The organism is Micromonospora chaiyaphumensis, from assembly GCF_900091435.1.
Taxonomy (GTDB): domain Bacteria; phylum Actinomycetota; class Actinomycetes; order Mycobacteriales; family Micromonosporaceae; genus Micromonospora; species Micromonospora chaiyaphumensis.
The window spans coordinates 271,598-286,869 of the sequence record NZ_FMCS01000007.1; the positions used below are offsets into that span (position 1 = coordinate 271,598).

Annotated in this window: 5 protein-coding genes; all 5 read right to left on the reverse strand. The window is 74.6% G+C overall.

Features of this window, described 5'->3' with window-relative positions:
- Positions 1 to 2: 2 nt before the first annotated feature.
- From GA0070214_RS20605 to GA0070214_RS20625, 5 genes are read right to left on the reverse strand one after another with little or no spacing between them, the layout of a single operon-like run.
- Positions 3 to 5,492 (reverse strand): non-ribosomal peptide synthetase/MFS transporter, encoded by a 5,490-nt coding sequence (locus GA0070214_RS20605; RefSeq protein WP_091266319.1) that lies wholly within the window; start codon positions 5,490 to 5,492, stop codon positions 3 to 5.
- The gene (locus tag GA0070214_RS20610; protein ID WP_091266322.1) at positions 5,492 to 8,611 is read right to left on the reverse strand and encodes a non-ribosomal peptide synthetase; all 3,120 of its coding nucleotides are present in this window, start codon (positions 8,609 to 8,611) and stop codon (positions 5,492 to 5,494) included. Before GA0070214_RS20610 ends, GA0070214_RS20605 begins: the two co-directional genes overlap by 1 nt.
- Complete coding sequence (locus GA0070214_RS20615; RefSeq protein WP_091266326.1) at positions 8,608 to 8,796, reverse strand: MbtH family protein; 189 nt, start codon at positions 8,794 to 8,796, stop codon at positions 8,608 to 8,610. Before GA0070214_RS20615 ends, GA0070214_RS20610 begins: the two co-directional genes overlap by 4 nt.
- 1 nt (position 8,797) lies before the next feature.
- Positions 8,798 to 9,751, reverse strand: a complete 954-nt coding sequence (locus GA0070214_RS20620) for a TauD/TfdA family dioxygenase (protein WP_091266329.1) — start codon at positions 9,749 to 9,751, stop codon at positions 8,798 to 8,800.
- Between the two features lie 26 nt (positions 9,752 to 9,777).
- Entirely contained in the window at positions 9,778 to 15,237 is a 5,460-nt protein-coding gene (locus GA0070214_RS20625) for a type I polyketide synthase (protein ID WP_091266333.1), read from the reverse strand.
- Positions 15,238 to 15,272 lie beyond the last annotated feature (35 nt).

The window sequence follows — 15,272 nt, forward strand, 5'->3', positions numbered from 1 at the left end:
GCCTAGACCGCCACCGTCTCCCGCTCGGCGGCCCGGGCGGCGAGCCGCCGTTCCCGCTCCTGCGCGCCGATCAGGTCGTCGGGCAGGGAGTCCTCGACCTCCAGGTCGAAGCGGCGCAGCAGCCGGATCGCGAAGCCGCCCAGGGTGATCAGGACCAGGATCACCCCGAAGCAGACGTACGCGAAGCCGATGCCACGGCCCGGACCGGTGCCGATGACCGCGCCCACCGACCCGGCCAGCGCCCCGCCCGGGGCGAGCATCGGCTCGAACAGGGCGGTGGCGCCCGGCGCGAGCAGCGCGAACCCGATGGGCAGGGTGGACCAGGCGATGGTCTGGTTGAGGCTGAACACCCGGCCGTGGAAGCGCTGCGGCACCTTGACCTGGACGATGGTCGCGTAGATGGACTGCGCAGTGGTCATCGACATGGCCAGCCAGCACATGCCCACGCAGATCATCGCGAGCGAGGCGTCCAGGCCGATCAGCACGCAGCCGATCGCGGTGCCCAGGTTGCCGATGAGCACGCCGATCATGCGGCGCCGGCGCGGCCCGCCCCACAGCGACATGAGCACGCCGCCGGCCACCGCGCCGACCGCCTCGGCGAGCGCCACCTGGGCCACCTGGGTCGGGCTGCCGAAGGACAGCACCAGCGGGGTGGTGAGCACCAGGGCGGGGGCGAGGAAGATGTTGCCCAGCGCGAAGTAGCCGAGCATCAGCCGGAAGCCGCGGTGCTGCCAGGAGTAGCGCAGGCCGTTGGCGATGGCCACCAGCAGCCGCTCCCGGGGCCGCCAGCCGAGCAGGTCGGGGAAGCGGACCAGGGCGAGCGTGAGCACGGCGAGCACGTAGCTGGCCACGTCGATGAGCAGGATGCCCTTCAGCTCGATCGCGGCGAGCAGGCCGGCCGCGAAGACCGGCATGAGCAGGGTGGCCACGCCGGTGGAGAGCTGGGTGATGCCCATGGCGTGGCCAAGGTAGCGCTTCGGCACGAGCTGCGGCACCGCGGACTGGAACGCGATCCGCTGGAACGACCCGGCGACCGAGCTGAGCGCCACCAGCAGGTAGATGTGCCAGAGCACCAGGTTGTCGGTCCACAGCAGGGTGGCCAGGACCAACTGGATCGACCCGGCCACGGAGCTGGCCAGCATCATGATCCGCCGTCGGCTCACCCGGTCCACGATGGCGCCGGCCACCGGGAGCATGAGCACCCCGCAGATCAGTGCCAGCGCCCAGAGCAGGCCGAGGTCGGCCACCGAACCGGTCCGGTTGAACAGCCAGATCGGCAGGGCGAACGCGGTCAGCGCCGAGCCGGTGCTGGAGACGAGCTGCCCGATGGTGATCGACAGGAAGCGGGCCATGCTCGGCTTGACCGTCGTGGTCGCCGGCCGCTCCTCGGCGCCGACCCGGAGGTGGTCGAGGACCGCCCAGCCGGCGTCCTCGCCCCGGGCCTGCGGGGTCAGGTCCCCGATGTCGCCGGCGACCACGGCCGGATGCACCCGGGTGACGATTTCGGCCAGTTCCTCGGCCCGGTACTTCAGGAAGAAGTGCCCGGCCTGGTCGAGGACCACCAGCCCGAGGGTGTCGCTGAGGAACTGCCACTCGGCGTACCGCTCGCGGTAGTAGTCGGTGACCGGGTCCTCGGAGCCGACCACCGAGATGATCGGTGCGCGCAGCTTCGTGGCCCGCTGGTCGAGCAGCCGGGTGAAGTACTCCTCCGAGGCGCGGGAGTCGGCCCGCATGTTGCTGATGATCCGGTCGGCCTGCTCCGGGTCCAGCTCGTCGGTGTCCACGCCCATCGACTTGAGCCAGCTGGCGTAGTGCTTGTTGCTGCGCAGCTGTTCGAGGCGGTTGCGGGCGGCCGCGAAGAGGCCCTTGGGGCGGGCGAACGGGAACATGGCGCCGATGTAGACGGCGTCGAGGTCCCGCCCGGCCGCCTCCACCTTGCGGGCCACCTCGGCGACGATGGCGCTGCCCACACCGCAGTGGCCGTAGAGGGCCAGCGGCCCCTCGACCCGCTCCAGGATCTCGTCGGCCACCCGCGTGGTCAGCTCGTCGAACGGCAGCGCGTCCTCGCTGAGGCCGACGTCGTGGCCCGGGATGGCCAGCGACCACAGCGCGTGCCCGGCCGGCAGCGCGTCGGCGAGCGGCTGGTAGACGATGGCGCTGCCGCCGCCGTACGGGACGCAGACGTAGGTGAGCACCCGCTGGGCGGCAGGGATCGGCTTGGTCAGCTCGTAGAGCAGCCGGCGCGGGCCGGCCTCGGCGGCGTCACCGGCGATGAACGCGGCCAGCTCGCGGATGGTCCGCTGCTGGAACAGGTCCATGACGCCGACCGCCCGGCCGCCCAGCTCCGCCTTGCGGATCTTCGCGACCACCTGGGTGGCGAGCATGGAGTGCCCGCCCAGGTCGAAGAAGTCGTCGTCGATGCCGAGCATGTCGACGCCGAGCACCTCGGACCAGATGGCGGCGAGCGCGCGCTCGGTGTCGTCGCGGGGCTCGACCAGCGCCACCGACGCCTCGCGGGTGACCACGGGCGCGGGCAGGGCCTTGCGGTCGAGCTTGCCGTTCGGGGTCAGCGGCAGCGCGTCGAGCGTGACGAACGCGGCCGGCACCATGTATTCCGGCAGGGTCTCCTTGAGCGCGGTCTTGAGGGCCGCATGCTCGGCCTCCCCGACCAGGTACGCGGTGAGCCTCTTGTCGCCGGGGCTGTCCTCGCGGACGATCACCGCCGCCTCGGTCACCGCGGGCTGCTCGCGCAGCGCGCTCTCGATCTCGCCCAGCTCGATGCGCAGGCCGCGCAGCTTGACCTGGTGGTCGATCCGGCCCAGGAACTCGATGACCCCGGCCCCGTCCGGCCCCACCACCCAGCGGGCCAGGTCACCGGTGCGGTAGAGGCGGGCGCCCGGCTCGCCGGACCACGGGTCGGGGACGAACTTCTCGGCGGTCAGCGCCGGCCGTCTGTGATAGCCGCGGGCCAGCCCGACGCCGCCGATGTGCAGCTCCCCGGCGACCCCGACCGGGCACTGCGCGCCGGCCGGGTCGAGCACGTGCAGCCGCAGGTTGGCGATGGGCGCGCCGATCGGCACGCCGGTCACCCCGGCCAGCCGGGCCGGGTCGCAGTGCCAGGCCGTGACGTCGATGGCCGCCTCGGTCGGGCCGTACAGGTTGTGCAGGCCGCACCAGGGCAGCCGGGCCGTGAAGTCGAGCGCGGAGGCCAGCGGCAGCTCCTCGCCGGAGCAGATCACCCGGCGCAGCGCGGTGGCCGCCTCGATGCCCTCCTCGGCCAGGAACACGGTGAGCATGGACGGCACGAAATGGGCCGTGGTGATCCGCTCGGCGACCAGCAGGTCGCGCAGGTAGCCGGCGTCCTTGTGACCGCCGGGCTTCGCGAGCACCAGCCGGGCGCCGGTGCGCAGCGGCCAGAAGAACTCCCACACCGACACGTCGAAGCTGGCCGGGGTCTTCTGGAGCACCGCGTCGTCGGCGCCGAGGCCGTAGGTCTTCTGCATCCAGTCGAGCCGGTTGACGATGCCCCGGTGGGTGTTCGGCACGCCCTTGGGCCGGCCCGTCGAACCGGAGGTGTAGATGACGTACGCCAGGTGCTCCGGGCCGGCGGTGGGCGCCGGGTCGGTGCTCGGCTGGTCGGCCCAGACCGTGGCGTCGTCGAGGGCGAGCACGGTGGCGGCGGTGGCCGGCAGCACCTCGCGCAGGTGCTCCTGGACCAGCACCACCGGCGCGTCCGCGTCGGTGACCATGAAGGCGAGCCGGTCCGCCGGGTACTCCGGGTCCAGCGGCAGGTAGGCGCCGCCGGCCTTGAGCACGCCGAGCAGGCCGGCGACCAGCTCCACGGAGCGTTCCGCGCAGACCCCGACCAGGATCTCCGGGCCGACGCCGGCCGCGCGCAGCCGGTGCGCGATCCGGTTGGCCGCCGCGTTCAGCTCGGCGTAGGTGAGGCTGCACCCCTCGATGGTGACGGCGACCGCGTCCGGGGTGGCGGCGGCGCGCTCCTCGATCGGGCCGTGCAGGGTCTCGTCGCGCGGGAAGTCCGCGGCCGTGTCGTTCCACCCGGCCAGCAGCGCCCGCTCGTCGGCGGGGAGCAGCTCCAGCCGGGAGACCGGGGTGTCCGGCGCCGCGACGATCGCGGCCAGCAGGGTGGTCCACCGCCGGGCCATCCGCTCGACGGTGTCCCGGGTGAACAGGTCGGTGTTGAAGACCAGCTTGCCCCAGAGCCCGTCGACGGTCTCCACGGCGTGCAGCTCGAAGTCGAACCGGGTGGCCTTCAGCTCCATCGGGGTCCACTCGAAGGTGACCTCGTCTTCCCGGGACACCCCGCTGAACCGGCCCATCTCGTAGTTCTGCAGCACGAACATGGCCTGGAACACCGGCGAGCGGCTGACGTCGCGGGGCAGCCCCAGCTCGTGGACGACCTTGGCGAACGGCACCTCGGCGTGCTCGAAGCCGTCGAGCACGCTGCGCCGGGTGCGCGCCAGCAGCTCCGTGAAGGTGGGGTCGCCGGCGAGTTCGGCCCGCAGCGGCAGCATGTTGATGAACATGCCGACGACGTTCTCCAGCTCGGGCGCGGAGCGGCCGGCCACCGAGGCGCCGACCGCGAAGTCGTCCTGGCCGGCGTGCCGGGCCAGCAGCACCTGGTACGCGGCGAGCAGCGTCATGAACAGCGTGCCGCCGGTGGCCCGGGTGAGCGCGTTGAGCGCCTCGGTGGCCGCCGGGTCGAGCTGGAACTCGACGAAGTCGCCCCGGTAGGTCTGGGTGGCCGGGCGGGGCGCGTCCAGTGGCAGTTCGAGGGGGGTGATGCCGGCGAGGCGCTGCTTCCAGTAGTCGACGTGGGCCCGGGCCTGCGGGCCGTCCAGCTCGCCGGCCTCCCAGACGGCGAAGTCGCCGTACTGGATCGGCAGGGCGGGCGGCTCGCTGCCCCGGTAGAGGGTGATGAGGTCGCGCAGCAGCACGTCGACCGACCAGCCGTCGCCGACGATGTGGTGCTGGCCGAGGAAGAGCACGTGGTCCTCAGCGGCCAGCCGGATCAGCAGGGCCCGCAGCAGCGGCCCGTTGGCCAGGTCGAACGGCTCGGCGGCGGCCGCGTCCACGAGCGCCTGCGCGCTCGCCTCGTCCGGCGCGTCCACGACGGTCAGCGGCACCTCGACGGACTCCTCCACCACCACCGTGGGGCGGCCGTCGGAGTCGGCCGGGAAGCGGGTGCGCTGCGACTCGTGCCGGGTGGCGAGCGCGGCCAGCGCCGCGCGCAGCGCCTCGACGTCGAGCGGGCCGCGCACCCGCAGCGGCACCGCGATGTGGTACGCCGCCTCGCCCGGCGCGAGCTGGTCCATGAACCAGACCCGCTCCTGGGCGTACGACAGCGGCACCTCGGCGCCGGCGGGCCGGGGGGTGATCCGGGCCGCGGGGGCGGCCTGGCGGGCGCGCAGCCGCTTGGCGATCAGCGCCTGCCGGGCCGCCTCGCGAGCCGGATCCTTCAGGTCGGTCATCAGCTGCTTTCCTCTTCCGCCGCGAGCAGCGCGGCGACCTCGGTGTCGGAGAGCCCGTCGAGTTCCGCGGCGATCCGCTGCTCGATCTGGGCGGCCAGGTCCGCCACCACGGGGCTGCTGAACAACGCCCGCATGGGCAGGTCGACGTCCACCTCGGCGCGGATCCGGGCCATCGCCCGCATGCCGCGCAGTGAGTTGCCGCCGAGGGTGAAGAAGTCGTCCAGGGCGCCGACCTTCTCCACCTGGAGGATCTCGGCGTACACCTCGGACACCAGGGACTCGGCCTCGGTGCGCGGCGCCACGTAGGTGTCCTCGGCCGGTGCGGCGGCGGCCGGCGCGGGCAGCGCGGCCCGGTCCAGCTTGCCGTTCGGCGTCAGCGGCAGCCCGTCGAGCCGGACCAGGGCCGCCGGCACCAGGTGCGCGGGCAGCTCGCGGGCCAGTTCGGCGCGGACCGAATCCTCGTGGGCCGGACCCACCAGGTAGCCGACAAGGGTCGGCTCGCCGGTGTCGGTGCGCACCGCCGCGGCGGCCGCCCGGACGTCCGGATGGGCCAGCAGGGCGGCCTCGACCTCGCCCAGCTCGATCCGCATGCCGCGCACCTTCACCTGGTCGTCCCGGCGGCCCAGGTAGTCAAGGCTGCCGTCCGGATGCCAGCGGGCCAGGTCGCCGGTGGCGTACATCCGGGCGCCGGGCGGGCCGTAGGGGCACGGCAGGAAGCGCTCGGCGGTGAGGCCCGGGCGGCGGTGGTAGCCGCGGGCGAGCTGGGCGCCCGTGACGTACAGCTCGCCGACCACGCCGGGCGGCACCGGCTGGAGGGCGGCGTCGAGCAGCAGCGCCCGGGTGTTCCAGGTGGGCGTGCCGATCGGCACCGGGCCCGGCGGGACCGGCTCGCCCGGGGCGATCCGGGCGGCCACGCAGCCCACGGTGGCCTCGGTCGGGCCGTACTCGTTGACGACCGCCACCTCGGGGTGGGCGGCCCGCCAGCCGGCGAGTTGCTCACCGGTGAGCGCCTCGCCGCCGATCACCAGGTCGGTGGTGGGCGACAGCTCGCCGTCGAGCAGCGGCAGGTGGCTCGGGGTGACCTTCAGGAAGGCCGGCCGTCCCCCGGCCCGCGCGGCCGGCTCGTCGATCGCGGCGAGCCGGACCGTGCCGCCGGCGGTGAGCGTGCCGAGCAGGCCGGTCACGGTGAGGTCGAAGGAGACCGGCGAGTGCAGCAGCGCGGTGCCGGCCAGCCCCGGGTAGGTGTCCCGCGCCCAGGCCAGGTAGGCGGTCACCGCCCGGTGCTCCACCACGACGCCCTTGGGCCGCCCCGTCGAGCCGGAGGTGTAGAGCACGTACGCCGGGTGGTGGGGGCGCAGCGGGCCGCGCCGGTCGGCGTCGGTCAGGTCGCCGCCGGGCTGGTCCGCGCCGAGTTCGCCGTCGAGCACCAGCGCGTCGCCGGGCACCAGGGCGGCGGTGTCCGGGTTGGCCACCACGAGGGCCGGCGCGGCGTCCTCCAGCAGGTAGGCGATCCGACCGGCCGGGTACGCGGTGTCCACCGGCACGTAGGCGGCGCCGGACTTGAGCACGGCGAGCATCGCCACCACCAGCTCGCAGGAGCGGGGCAGGGCGAGCGCGACCCGGTCCTCCGGGCCGGCACCGCGGGCCACCAGCAGCCGGGCCAGCCGGTTCGCGGCGGTGTTCAGCTCGGCGTACGTCAGCGGCACGCCGTCGCAGACCAGCGCCGTGGCGCCCGGGGTGGCCGCGGCCTGCCGCTGCACCTCGTCGACCACGGTGGCCGGCGGGACCTCCCGCACGGTGTCGTTCCAGGCGCCCAGCACCAGGTCGCGTTCGGCGTCGGTGAGCAGCGGCAGCGCGGCGACGGTCCGCTCCGGGTCGGCCACGGCGGCGGTGAGCAGCCGGACGTACCGGCGCACCACCGTCTCGGCGGTGGCCCGGTCGAACAGCGTGGTCCGGTAGACCAGGCGGCACTCCCCGGCGGTGATGTCGAAGGCCAGGTCGTCCTTGGTGGTGCCCAGCTCCACCGGGTCGAGGCCGGAGTCCGGGATGTAGTTCAGCGCGGTCTGGAAGATCGGTTGCACCGACGGGTCGCGCTGCGGGTCGACCGCCTCGACGATCTTCTGGAACGGGGTCTGCCCGTGCTCCATGGCGTCGACCAGGCTGTCGCGGACCCGGCCGAGCAACGCGGCGAAGGACGGGTCGCCGGAGACGTCGCAGCGCAGCGCCACCGGGTTGACGAACATGCCGATGAGCGGGGCCAGCTCGGGGGTGTCCCGGCCCGCGGTGGAGACGCCGACCACCACGTCGCTGTCGCCGGAGATCCGGGACAGCAGCGCCGCGAAGCCGGCCAGCAGCACCATGTACGGCGTGGCCGCCGCCCCGGCCGCCAGCTTGCCGACCCGGTCGAGCAGCCCGTCGGGCAGGTCGAAGCGCACCTCGTCACCGGCGAAGCCGAGCTGCGCGGGGCGGGGCCGGTCCAGGGGCAGGTTGGTCACCGGCGGCGCGCCGGCCAGGTGGCCGGTCCAGAAGGCGAGCTGCCGGTCCAGTTCGGCCCCGGCGAGCTGGTCGCGCTGCCACACCGCGAAGTCGGCGTACTGGATGGGCAGCTCGGGCACGGCGGGCTCGGCGCCGGTCTGCGCGGCCGCGGAGAACGCGGCGAGTTCGGCGTGGAACAGCACCGCCGAGTGGCTGTCGAAGACGGCGTGGTGCACCACGAAGATCAGCGCCCAGGCGTCGTCGAGGCGGACCAGCCGGGCCCGCCACAGCGGCGGGGTGTCCAGCGGGATCGGGGTGCGGGCCAGCTCGGCGCGGATCGCCTCGAACGCGGTCAACCGCTCGGACTCCGGCAGGTGCCGCAGGTCGGTGGTGGGCAGCGGGGCCGGCTCGTGGGCCCGGACCACCTGCACGAGCGCGCCGTCGTCGACGCGCAGGTGAGTGCGGAGCGCCTCGTGCCGGGCCACCACCCGGTTGACCACGTCGCTGACCGCGTCGGCGTCGAGGGCGGCCGGGAAGCGCCACGGGATGGACACGTTGAACACCGGCGAGCCGGCGTCGAACTGGTTGGCCATCCACACCCGCTCCTGGGCGAAGGAGGCCGGGAAGGTCCACTCCTGACTCATGAGTGGGCCTCGCGGACGGAGCGGGGACGCATGTCGGTCCAGACCGTGTCGACGTGGGCCAGGCACTCCTCGCGGGTGCCGGCGAAGCCGGCGTCGTGCCAGCCCGCGGGGAGGTCCCGGTCGGCCGACCAGATCGAGTACTGCTCCTCGTCGTTGCGGACGACCAGGAATCGGGGTTCGGCCATCTCAGTTCGCTCCAGGGGTGTCGGGGGTGTGCGGCTCGGCCATCGCCACGGCGATCTTGCGGGGGCCGGTGAACGGCTCCCGGCCGTGCGCGGCGGTCATGTTGTCGACCACCAGCACGTCGTCGCGCTGGTAGTCGAAGCGGACGGTGGCCGCCCGGTAGGCGGCGCGCAGGTGGTCCATGACGTCGGCGGGGATCTCGCCGCCGTCGCCGTAGTAGGTGTTCGACGGCAGCCCGTCGGCACCGAACATGGCGAGCAGCCCCTCCTGGTAGTCCTTCGGCAGGGTGCTCACGTGGAAGAAGGTGGCGTGGTTGAACCAGCGCGGGGTGTCCGAGCCGGGCCGGTGGTGCACCACGTCCCGCACGGCCCGGGTGCGCAGGCCGTCCTTGCCGACCCACTCCACGGTGATCCCGTTGGCCGCCGCGTACGCCTCGACCTCGGACCGGTTCTCGGTGTTGAACACCTCCTGCCAGCGGGTGCCGAAGTCGCCGTGGAAGTTGCGCACCAGCATCCAGCGCCGCCGGACGAACTCCTCGCGTACCGCCGGGTCGATCAGGTCGTGGACCCGGCGGACGTCGGCGAGTGGGGTGGCGCCCTGCGTCTGCGGCGCCGTGATGCAGTAGAAGAACAGGGTCAGCGGCCAGCGCGCCTGGTACGAGTTCTCGTTGTGCAGGAAGATCTCCTCGTCCGGCGGGTAGTCGGTCGAGGTGTAGACCCGGCCCTTGATGGAGTGCCGGGGCGAGGAACGCTCCGTGTAGGTCAGCGGCTCGCCGGACAGGGCGCGGACCACCCCGTCGAAGCCGTCCACCCCGCCGACGTCGAAGCCACGGAACAGCAGCCCGCCGTGCTCGACGAGGGTGGCCCGCAGTTCGGCGCGGCGCGCCGCGATCAGGTCGGTCAGGGCGCGGCCGTCGTTCTCGACGACCACCGGGAGCGTGGCGATCGTGTCGCTCATGATGCGGTGTCTCCTTGTTCTCGTGGTCAGGCGCGGGGCAGCCGCGGGATGGCCGGGATCGCCGCCGGCGCGGCCGGTTCGTCGGCGGGCTGGCTGGCCCGCAGCTCCTCGATCCGGGCGGCCAGCCCGGCGACCGTGGGGGTCTCGAAGAGGCTGCGCATGGGCAGCCGCACCCCGGTGGCCTTGCGCATCGCGGCGATGAGCTGCACCGCGACCAGCGAGTTGCCACCGAGGGCGAAGAAGTCGTCGTCCACGCCGACCTCGGTCACGCCGAGGCCGTCCCGCCACACCTGGGCGATCGTCTTCTCCAGCTCGGTCGAGGGGGCCGCCGAGCCGCCGCCCGTGCCGGCCGCCGCGGTGGCGGGGGCGTCGGTCTCCGCCTCCAGGCTGTCCGTGGTCACCCGGGCCGAGCGCCGCCGGATGTCGGCGACGGTGCGGGTGGCGATGACGACCTGGGCGCCCAGGCCGGCGGTGAGGCTGCGGCGGAACGCCTCGGCACCGTCGACCGGCCGGATGTCCTCGGTGACCGGCGCCGGCGCGGCCTCGGCGGCCGCCGGGGCGTCGGCGAGGCCGCCGGTGACCGCGCTCTGGTCCACCTTGCGCAGCACGAAGTCGCTGATCGCGACCAGTTCCCGGCCGTCGGTGTCGCGCAGCGACAGGTCGGCCGCCACCACCTCCTCGGTGGCGCTGGGCCGGTGCCGCAGGTGGCTGTGGAAGGTCGCCGGCAGCGCGCCGCGCACCACGATCCGGCCGTACGACAGCGGCAGGTAGGTGCCGGAGCCCTGGCCGCGGCCGAACGCGGTGGCCACGTCCAGCAGCGCGGGGTGCAGCCCCCAGGAGGGCAGGTCGCCCAGCGCGGCGGCGGGCGCCTCGACCCGGGCCAGCTCCTCCCCCTCGGCCAGGTGGTGCTCGGCCAGGGCGGCCCAGCGGGGGCCGAAGGTGAGCATGCTGGTGCGGCCCCGGCCGAACGAGGCGTCGTCGTCGACCCGGCGGCCGGCGACGGCGGGCAGGCCGGCCGGCGGGGCGGGCTCGGTGGTCCAGCCGGCGGCGCCCCGCACGTGGGTACGGAGCTGGCCGGCGGCCAGGCTGGCCACGGTGAAGTCCACCCCGTCCTCGCTGGGGGTGAGCTCCACCCGGTACTGGGCGACCGTGCCGTCCGGCACCGAGAACGGCTCCAGGAACACCACGTCCCGCAGCTCCACGGCGGCGTCCGGCGCCGGGGCGGGCAGCGCGGCGGTCACCGCGGCCCGCACCGACTCCAGGTGGGCGGTGCCGGGCACCACCGGCACCCCGCCGATCCGGTGCTCGTCGAGCAGCCAGTGGGTGCCGGCGGAGACCAGGCCGTGCAGCACGGTGCCGTCCGGGCCGGTCACCCGGGTGGTGAGCACCGGGTGGTCCACCGGGGCGGTGACCGTGTCCCGCCCGGCGGCCCGGAAGGCGGCCGGCGCGTTCGTCTCCACGGCCATGCCGACCTCGGCCCAGCCACCCCAGCTCTGCGAGACCAGGGGCGCGCGGAACCCGGCGCCGGCGCGCGCCCAGGCGTCGAGGAAGTTGTTCGCCGCGCAGTAGTCGACCTGGCCGAAGCCGCCGATCACCGCGGTGATCGAGGAGCAGAGCGCCACGAAGTCCAGCGGCAGGTCGCCGAAGACCCGGGCCAGGGCGAGGGTGCCGGCCAGCTTCGGGGCGAGCACCCGCTCCGCCTCCGCCCGGTCCTTGATCTCGGCCATACCACCGCCGGGCAGGCCGGCGGCGTGCACGATGCCGTCCAGCCCGCCGAACCGCGTCTCGGCGGCCTCGCGGACGCGGCGCAGGTCGTCCGGGTCGGTGACGTCGGCGGCGAGCACCAGCACCTCGGCTCCGGCCGCCTCCATCCGGCGGATCGCCGCGATGGCCCGGCCGGCGCGGTCCGCGCCGCCGTGCACGGCCAGGTGCTCGTCCCAGCGGTCCCGCTCGGGCAGGCCGGAGCGGGCCAGCAGCACCAGCTTCGCGCGGGCCCGGCGGGCGAAGTCCTCGGCCAGGGTGACGCCGATGCCGCCGAGGCCACCGGTGATCAGGTAGCGGCCCGCCTCGCGCAGCACGCCCGGCTCGCCCTCGGCGTCGACGGTGACCTGCTCGTAGCCGGCCACCCAGCGCCGGTCGCGGCGCAGCGCCACCTCCGGGTGCTCCGGGTCGGCCGGGGCGCGCAGCTCGGCCACGAGCGCGGCGACCCCGCGCGCGGCGGTGTCCGCGTCGACCAGCCGGACGGCGAGCCCGGGCAGCTCGACCGGGAGCACCCGGGCCAGGCCCGCCAGGGTGGCGTGCTCGGGCCGGACCAGGTCGTCGCCGCGTACGTCGCCGATGCCGGCCGCGACCAGGTCGAGGCGGATGCCCTCCTCGTCGGCGGTCAGCCCGGCGCCGGCGAGCGCCTGCACCAGGTGCAGCGCGCTGAAGAAGCCCCGGTCCTGGGCGGCCCAGGCCGCGGCGATGTCGGTGCCGGCCGGCTCGCCGTCGAGGGCGTACGCGTGCACGATCCGGCGGGGCAGGTCGGCGCCGAGCGCGGCGACCAGCGCCTCGTGGTCCTCGCGGACGCCGGGGCGCAGCCGGAAGCCGGTGGCCGTGGCGGCGAAGGCGTCGCCGGCGCGTACCTCGACCGGGTCGTCGCCGGCGGCGCGCAACGCGGCGACGAGCGCCTCCCCGCGCGGGCCGTCGGCCAGCACGAGGCACCGGCCCAGCGGGACGGCGGTCCGCGCCGGGGCGGCCTGCCGCCACACCGGCACGGCGAACCACTCCGGCAGCGGCCGGGGCCCGGTCTCGACCGGGGCCGGCACCTGCTCCACCGGGTCCGCGTCGACCCAGTAGCGGCGCCGCTCGAACGGGTAGGTGGGCAGCGGCACCCGCCGGGCGTCGGGGTCGACGGCCAGGCTCACGGGCACCCCGGCGCACCAGAGCGCGCCGGCGCTGCCGAGCAGGGTGGCCAGGTCGCCGGTGGGCTCACCCGGCCCCGGCAGGCTGCCCAGCGGGGTCAGCTTCCGCTGCGCCTCGGAGGCCTTGGCGACCTGCATCCGGGCCAGGTTGGCGAGCTGCCGGCCCGGCCCGCACTCGACCAGCGCCCAGGTGCCCTCGGCCAGCAGCGTGGCCACGCAGTCGCCGAAGCGGACCGGCCGGCGCAGGTGCGCGGCCCAGTACGCCGGGTCGGTGGCCTCCGCCTCGGTGATCCAGGTGCCGGTCACGTTGGACAGGAACGGCACGGCCGGCGGGCGCAGCGGCACGCTCGCCATGAGCGCGGTGAACTCGTCGAGGATCGGGTCCATCATCGGCGAGTGGAAGGCGTGCGAGGTGCGCAGCAGCTTGGACTTGTTCTTGCCGCCCAGGCCCGCGGCGAACTCCTCGACGAGCGCGGTCTCGCCGGCCACCACGCAGGTGCCCGGGCCGTTGACGGTGGCCACGGACAATCCCGCGGGCAGCCGGTCGGCGACGGCCGGCTCGTCCAGCGTCACGGCGAGCATCGAGCCGGCCGGCAGCGAGTGCATGAGCCGGCCGCGGGCGGCCACCACCCGCAGCGCGTCGGAGAGGGTGAGCACGCCGGCCACGGTGGCGGCGACGTACTCGCCGATGGAGTGGCCGAGCATCGCGGCCGGGGCGACCCCGGCCCGCTGCCAGGCGGTGGCGAGGGCGTACTCGACGGTGAACAGGGCGGGCTGGGTGTAGCGGGTCTCGGTGAGCTTCTCCCGCGCCTCCGGGTCGCGGCCGAGGATCAGGTCCCGGATGTCCAGGCCCAGCTCGGGGCGGAGCAGCTCGGCGCACTCGTCCACGGTGGCCGCGAACGCCGGGTCCTCGGCGTAGAGCTCGGCGCCCATCCCGGCGTACTGGGAACCCTGGCCGCTGAAGAGGAGGGCGACCCGCGGGGCGGGACCGTCGACGGCGCCCCGGTGCCCCTTGCGCTTGTCGCGCAGGGCGGCCGCCGCGGACGGCAGGTCGGTGGCGACCACGGCGGCGCGGTGCGGGTACTGCTGGCGGCCGACCCGCAGGGTGTGCGCGACGTCGGCGAGCAGTTCCGGCCCTCCCGCGGTGCCGCTCTCGAGGTGGTCGGCCAGGCGCTTGACCGCGGTGTCCAGCGCGGTAGGGGTCTTCGCCGACACCTGGAGCAGGTGCGCCGGGCGCACCCGCCGCTCGGTCCGGTACGCGGCCGGCGCCTCCTCCAGCACCACGTGCGCGTTGGTGCCGCCGATGCCGAACGAGCTGACGCCGGCGCGCCGCGGCCCGCCGTCGGTGTCCCACTTGGTCAGCGTGTTCGCCACGTAGAACGGGGTGTCGGCGAAGTCGATGCCGGGGTTCGGGGTCTCGTAGTTGATGGTCGGCGGGATCAGGCCGTGCTCCATGGCGAGCACCGCCTTGATCACGCTGACGATGCCGGACGGCTGGCTGAGGTGGCCGATGTTGGACTTCACCGAGCCGATGCCGCACCAGCCCCGGTCGTCGGTGTCCTTCGTGTACACCGCGGAGAGGGCGGCGATCTCGATGGGGTCGCCGAGCGCCGTGCCGGTGCCGTGCGCCTCGACGTAGCTGATGGTGCGCGGGTCGATGCCCGCCAGGCCGACCGCCTGGGCGACCGCCTCCATCTGCCCGTCGATGCTCGGCGCGGTGAAACCGACCTTGCCGGCGCCGTCGTTGTTGATGGCGTTGCCGAGGACCACGGCGCGGATCGTGTCGCCGTCGGCGATCGCGTCGGAGAGACGCTTGAGCAGGGTGACACCGACCCCGCTGCCCCAGACCGTGCCGTTGGCTCCGGCGTCGAACGGGCGGCAGCGGCCGTCCGGGGAGGTGAAGCCGTCCATGCCGAGGTAGCCGATGTGCGGCAGCTCGATGTTGACCCCGCCGGCCAGGGCCATGTCGCACTCGCCGTTGCGCAGCGCCTCGCAGGCGAGGTGGAAGGCCACCAGGGACGTGGAGCAGGCGGTGTGCACGGTCAGGCTGGGGCCGCGCAGGTCGAGCCGGTAGGAGACGTTGGTGGCCACGTAGTTCGGCGAGTTGCTGGTCGCCAGGGAGACGGCGCCGTGCGGGCTGCCGCCGACCCGCTTGTTGCGCAGCACGTTGCGGTGCAGGTAGGTGTTTCCGCCGGTGCCGGCGTAGACGCCGACCGCGCCGTCGTAGCGGGCCGGGTCGTAGCCGCCGTCCTGGAGGGCGGTGTAGCAGGTCTCCAGGAAGAGGCGGTGCTGCGGGTCGGTGATCTCGGCCTCGCGGGCGGTCATCCCGAACAGGCCGGCGTCGAACTCGTCGTAGCCGTCCACCAGCGGGGCCCGGTTCACCCAGCCGGGGTCGTCGACCTCCTCGGGGGTGGCGCCGCGGGCGAGTTGCTCCTCGCGGGTCAGTTCGGTCACCGACTCGACGCCGTCGACCAGGTTGCGCCAGAACTCGTCGACGTCGCCCGCGCCGGGCAGGCGGGCGGCGAGCCCGACGATCGCGATCGGTTCGATGCCGTCGTCGGCGGTGGGAATGTCGTTCTGCATCGGGGTTGTCCTTAGCTCACGCGGTACGGCGGGGA

What these genes read in the sequence shown, in the direction of transcription:
- GA0070214_RS20625 (WP_091266333.1), bottom strand. Translation starts at nt 15,237, where the DNA reads ATGCAGAACGACATTCCCACCGCCGACGACGGCATCGAACCGATCGCG.
- GA0070214_RS20620 (WP_091266329.1), bottom strand. Translation starts at nt 9,751, where the DNA reads ATGAGCGACACGATCGCCACGCTCCCGGTGGTCGTCGAGAACGACGGC.
- GA0070214_RS20605 (WP_091266319.1), bottom strand. Translation starts at nt 5,492, where the DNA reads ATGACCGACCTGAAGGATCCGGCTCGCGAGGCGGCCCGGCAGGCGCTG.
- GA0070214_RS20610 (WP_091266322.1), bottom strand. Translation starts at nt 8,611, where the DNA reads ATGAGTCAGGAGTGGACCTTCCCGGCCTCCTTCGCCCAGGAGCGGGTG.
- GA0070214_RS20615 (WP_091266326.1), bottom strand. Translation starts at nt 8,796, where the DNA reads ATGGCCGAACCCCGATTCCTGGTCGTCCGCAACGACGAGGAGCAGTAC.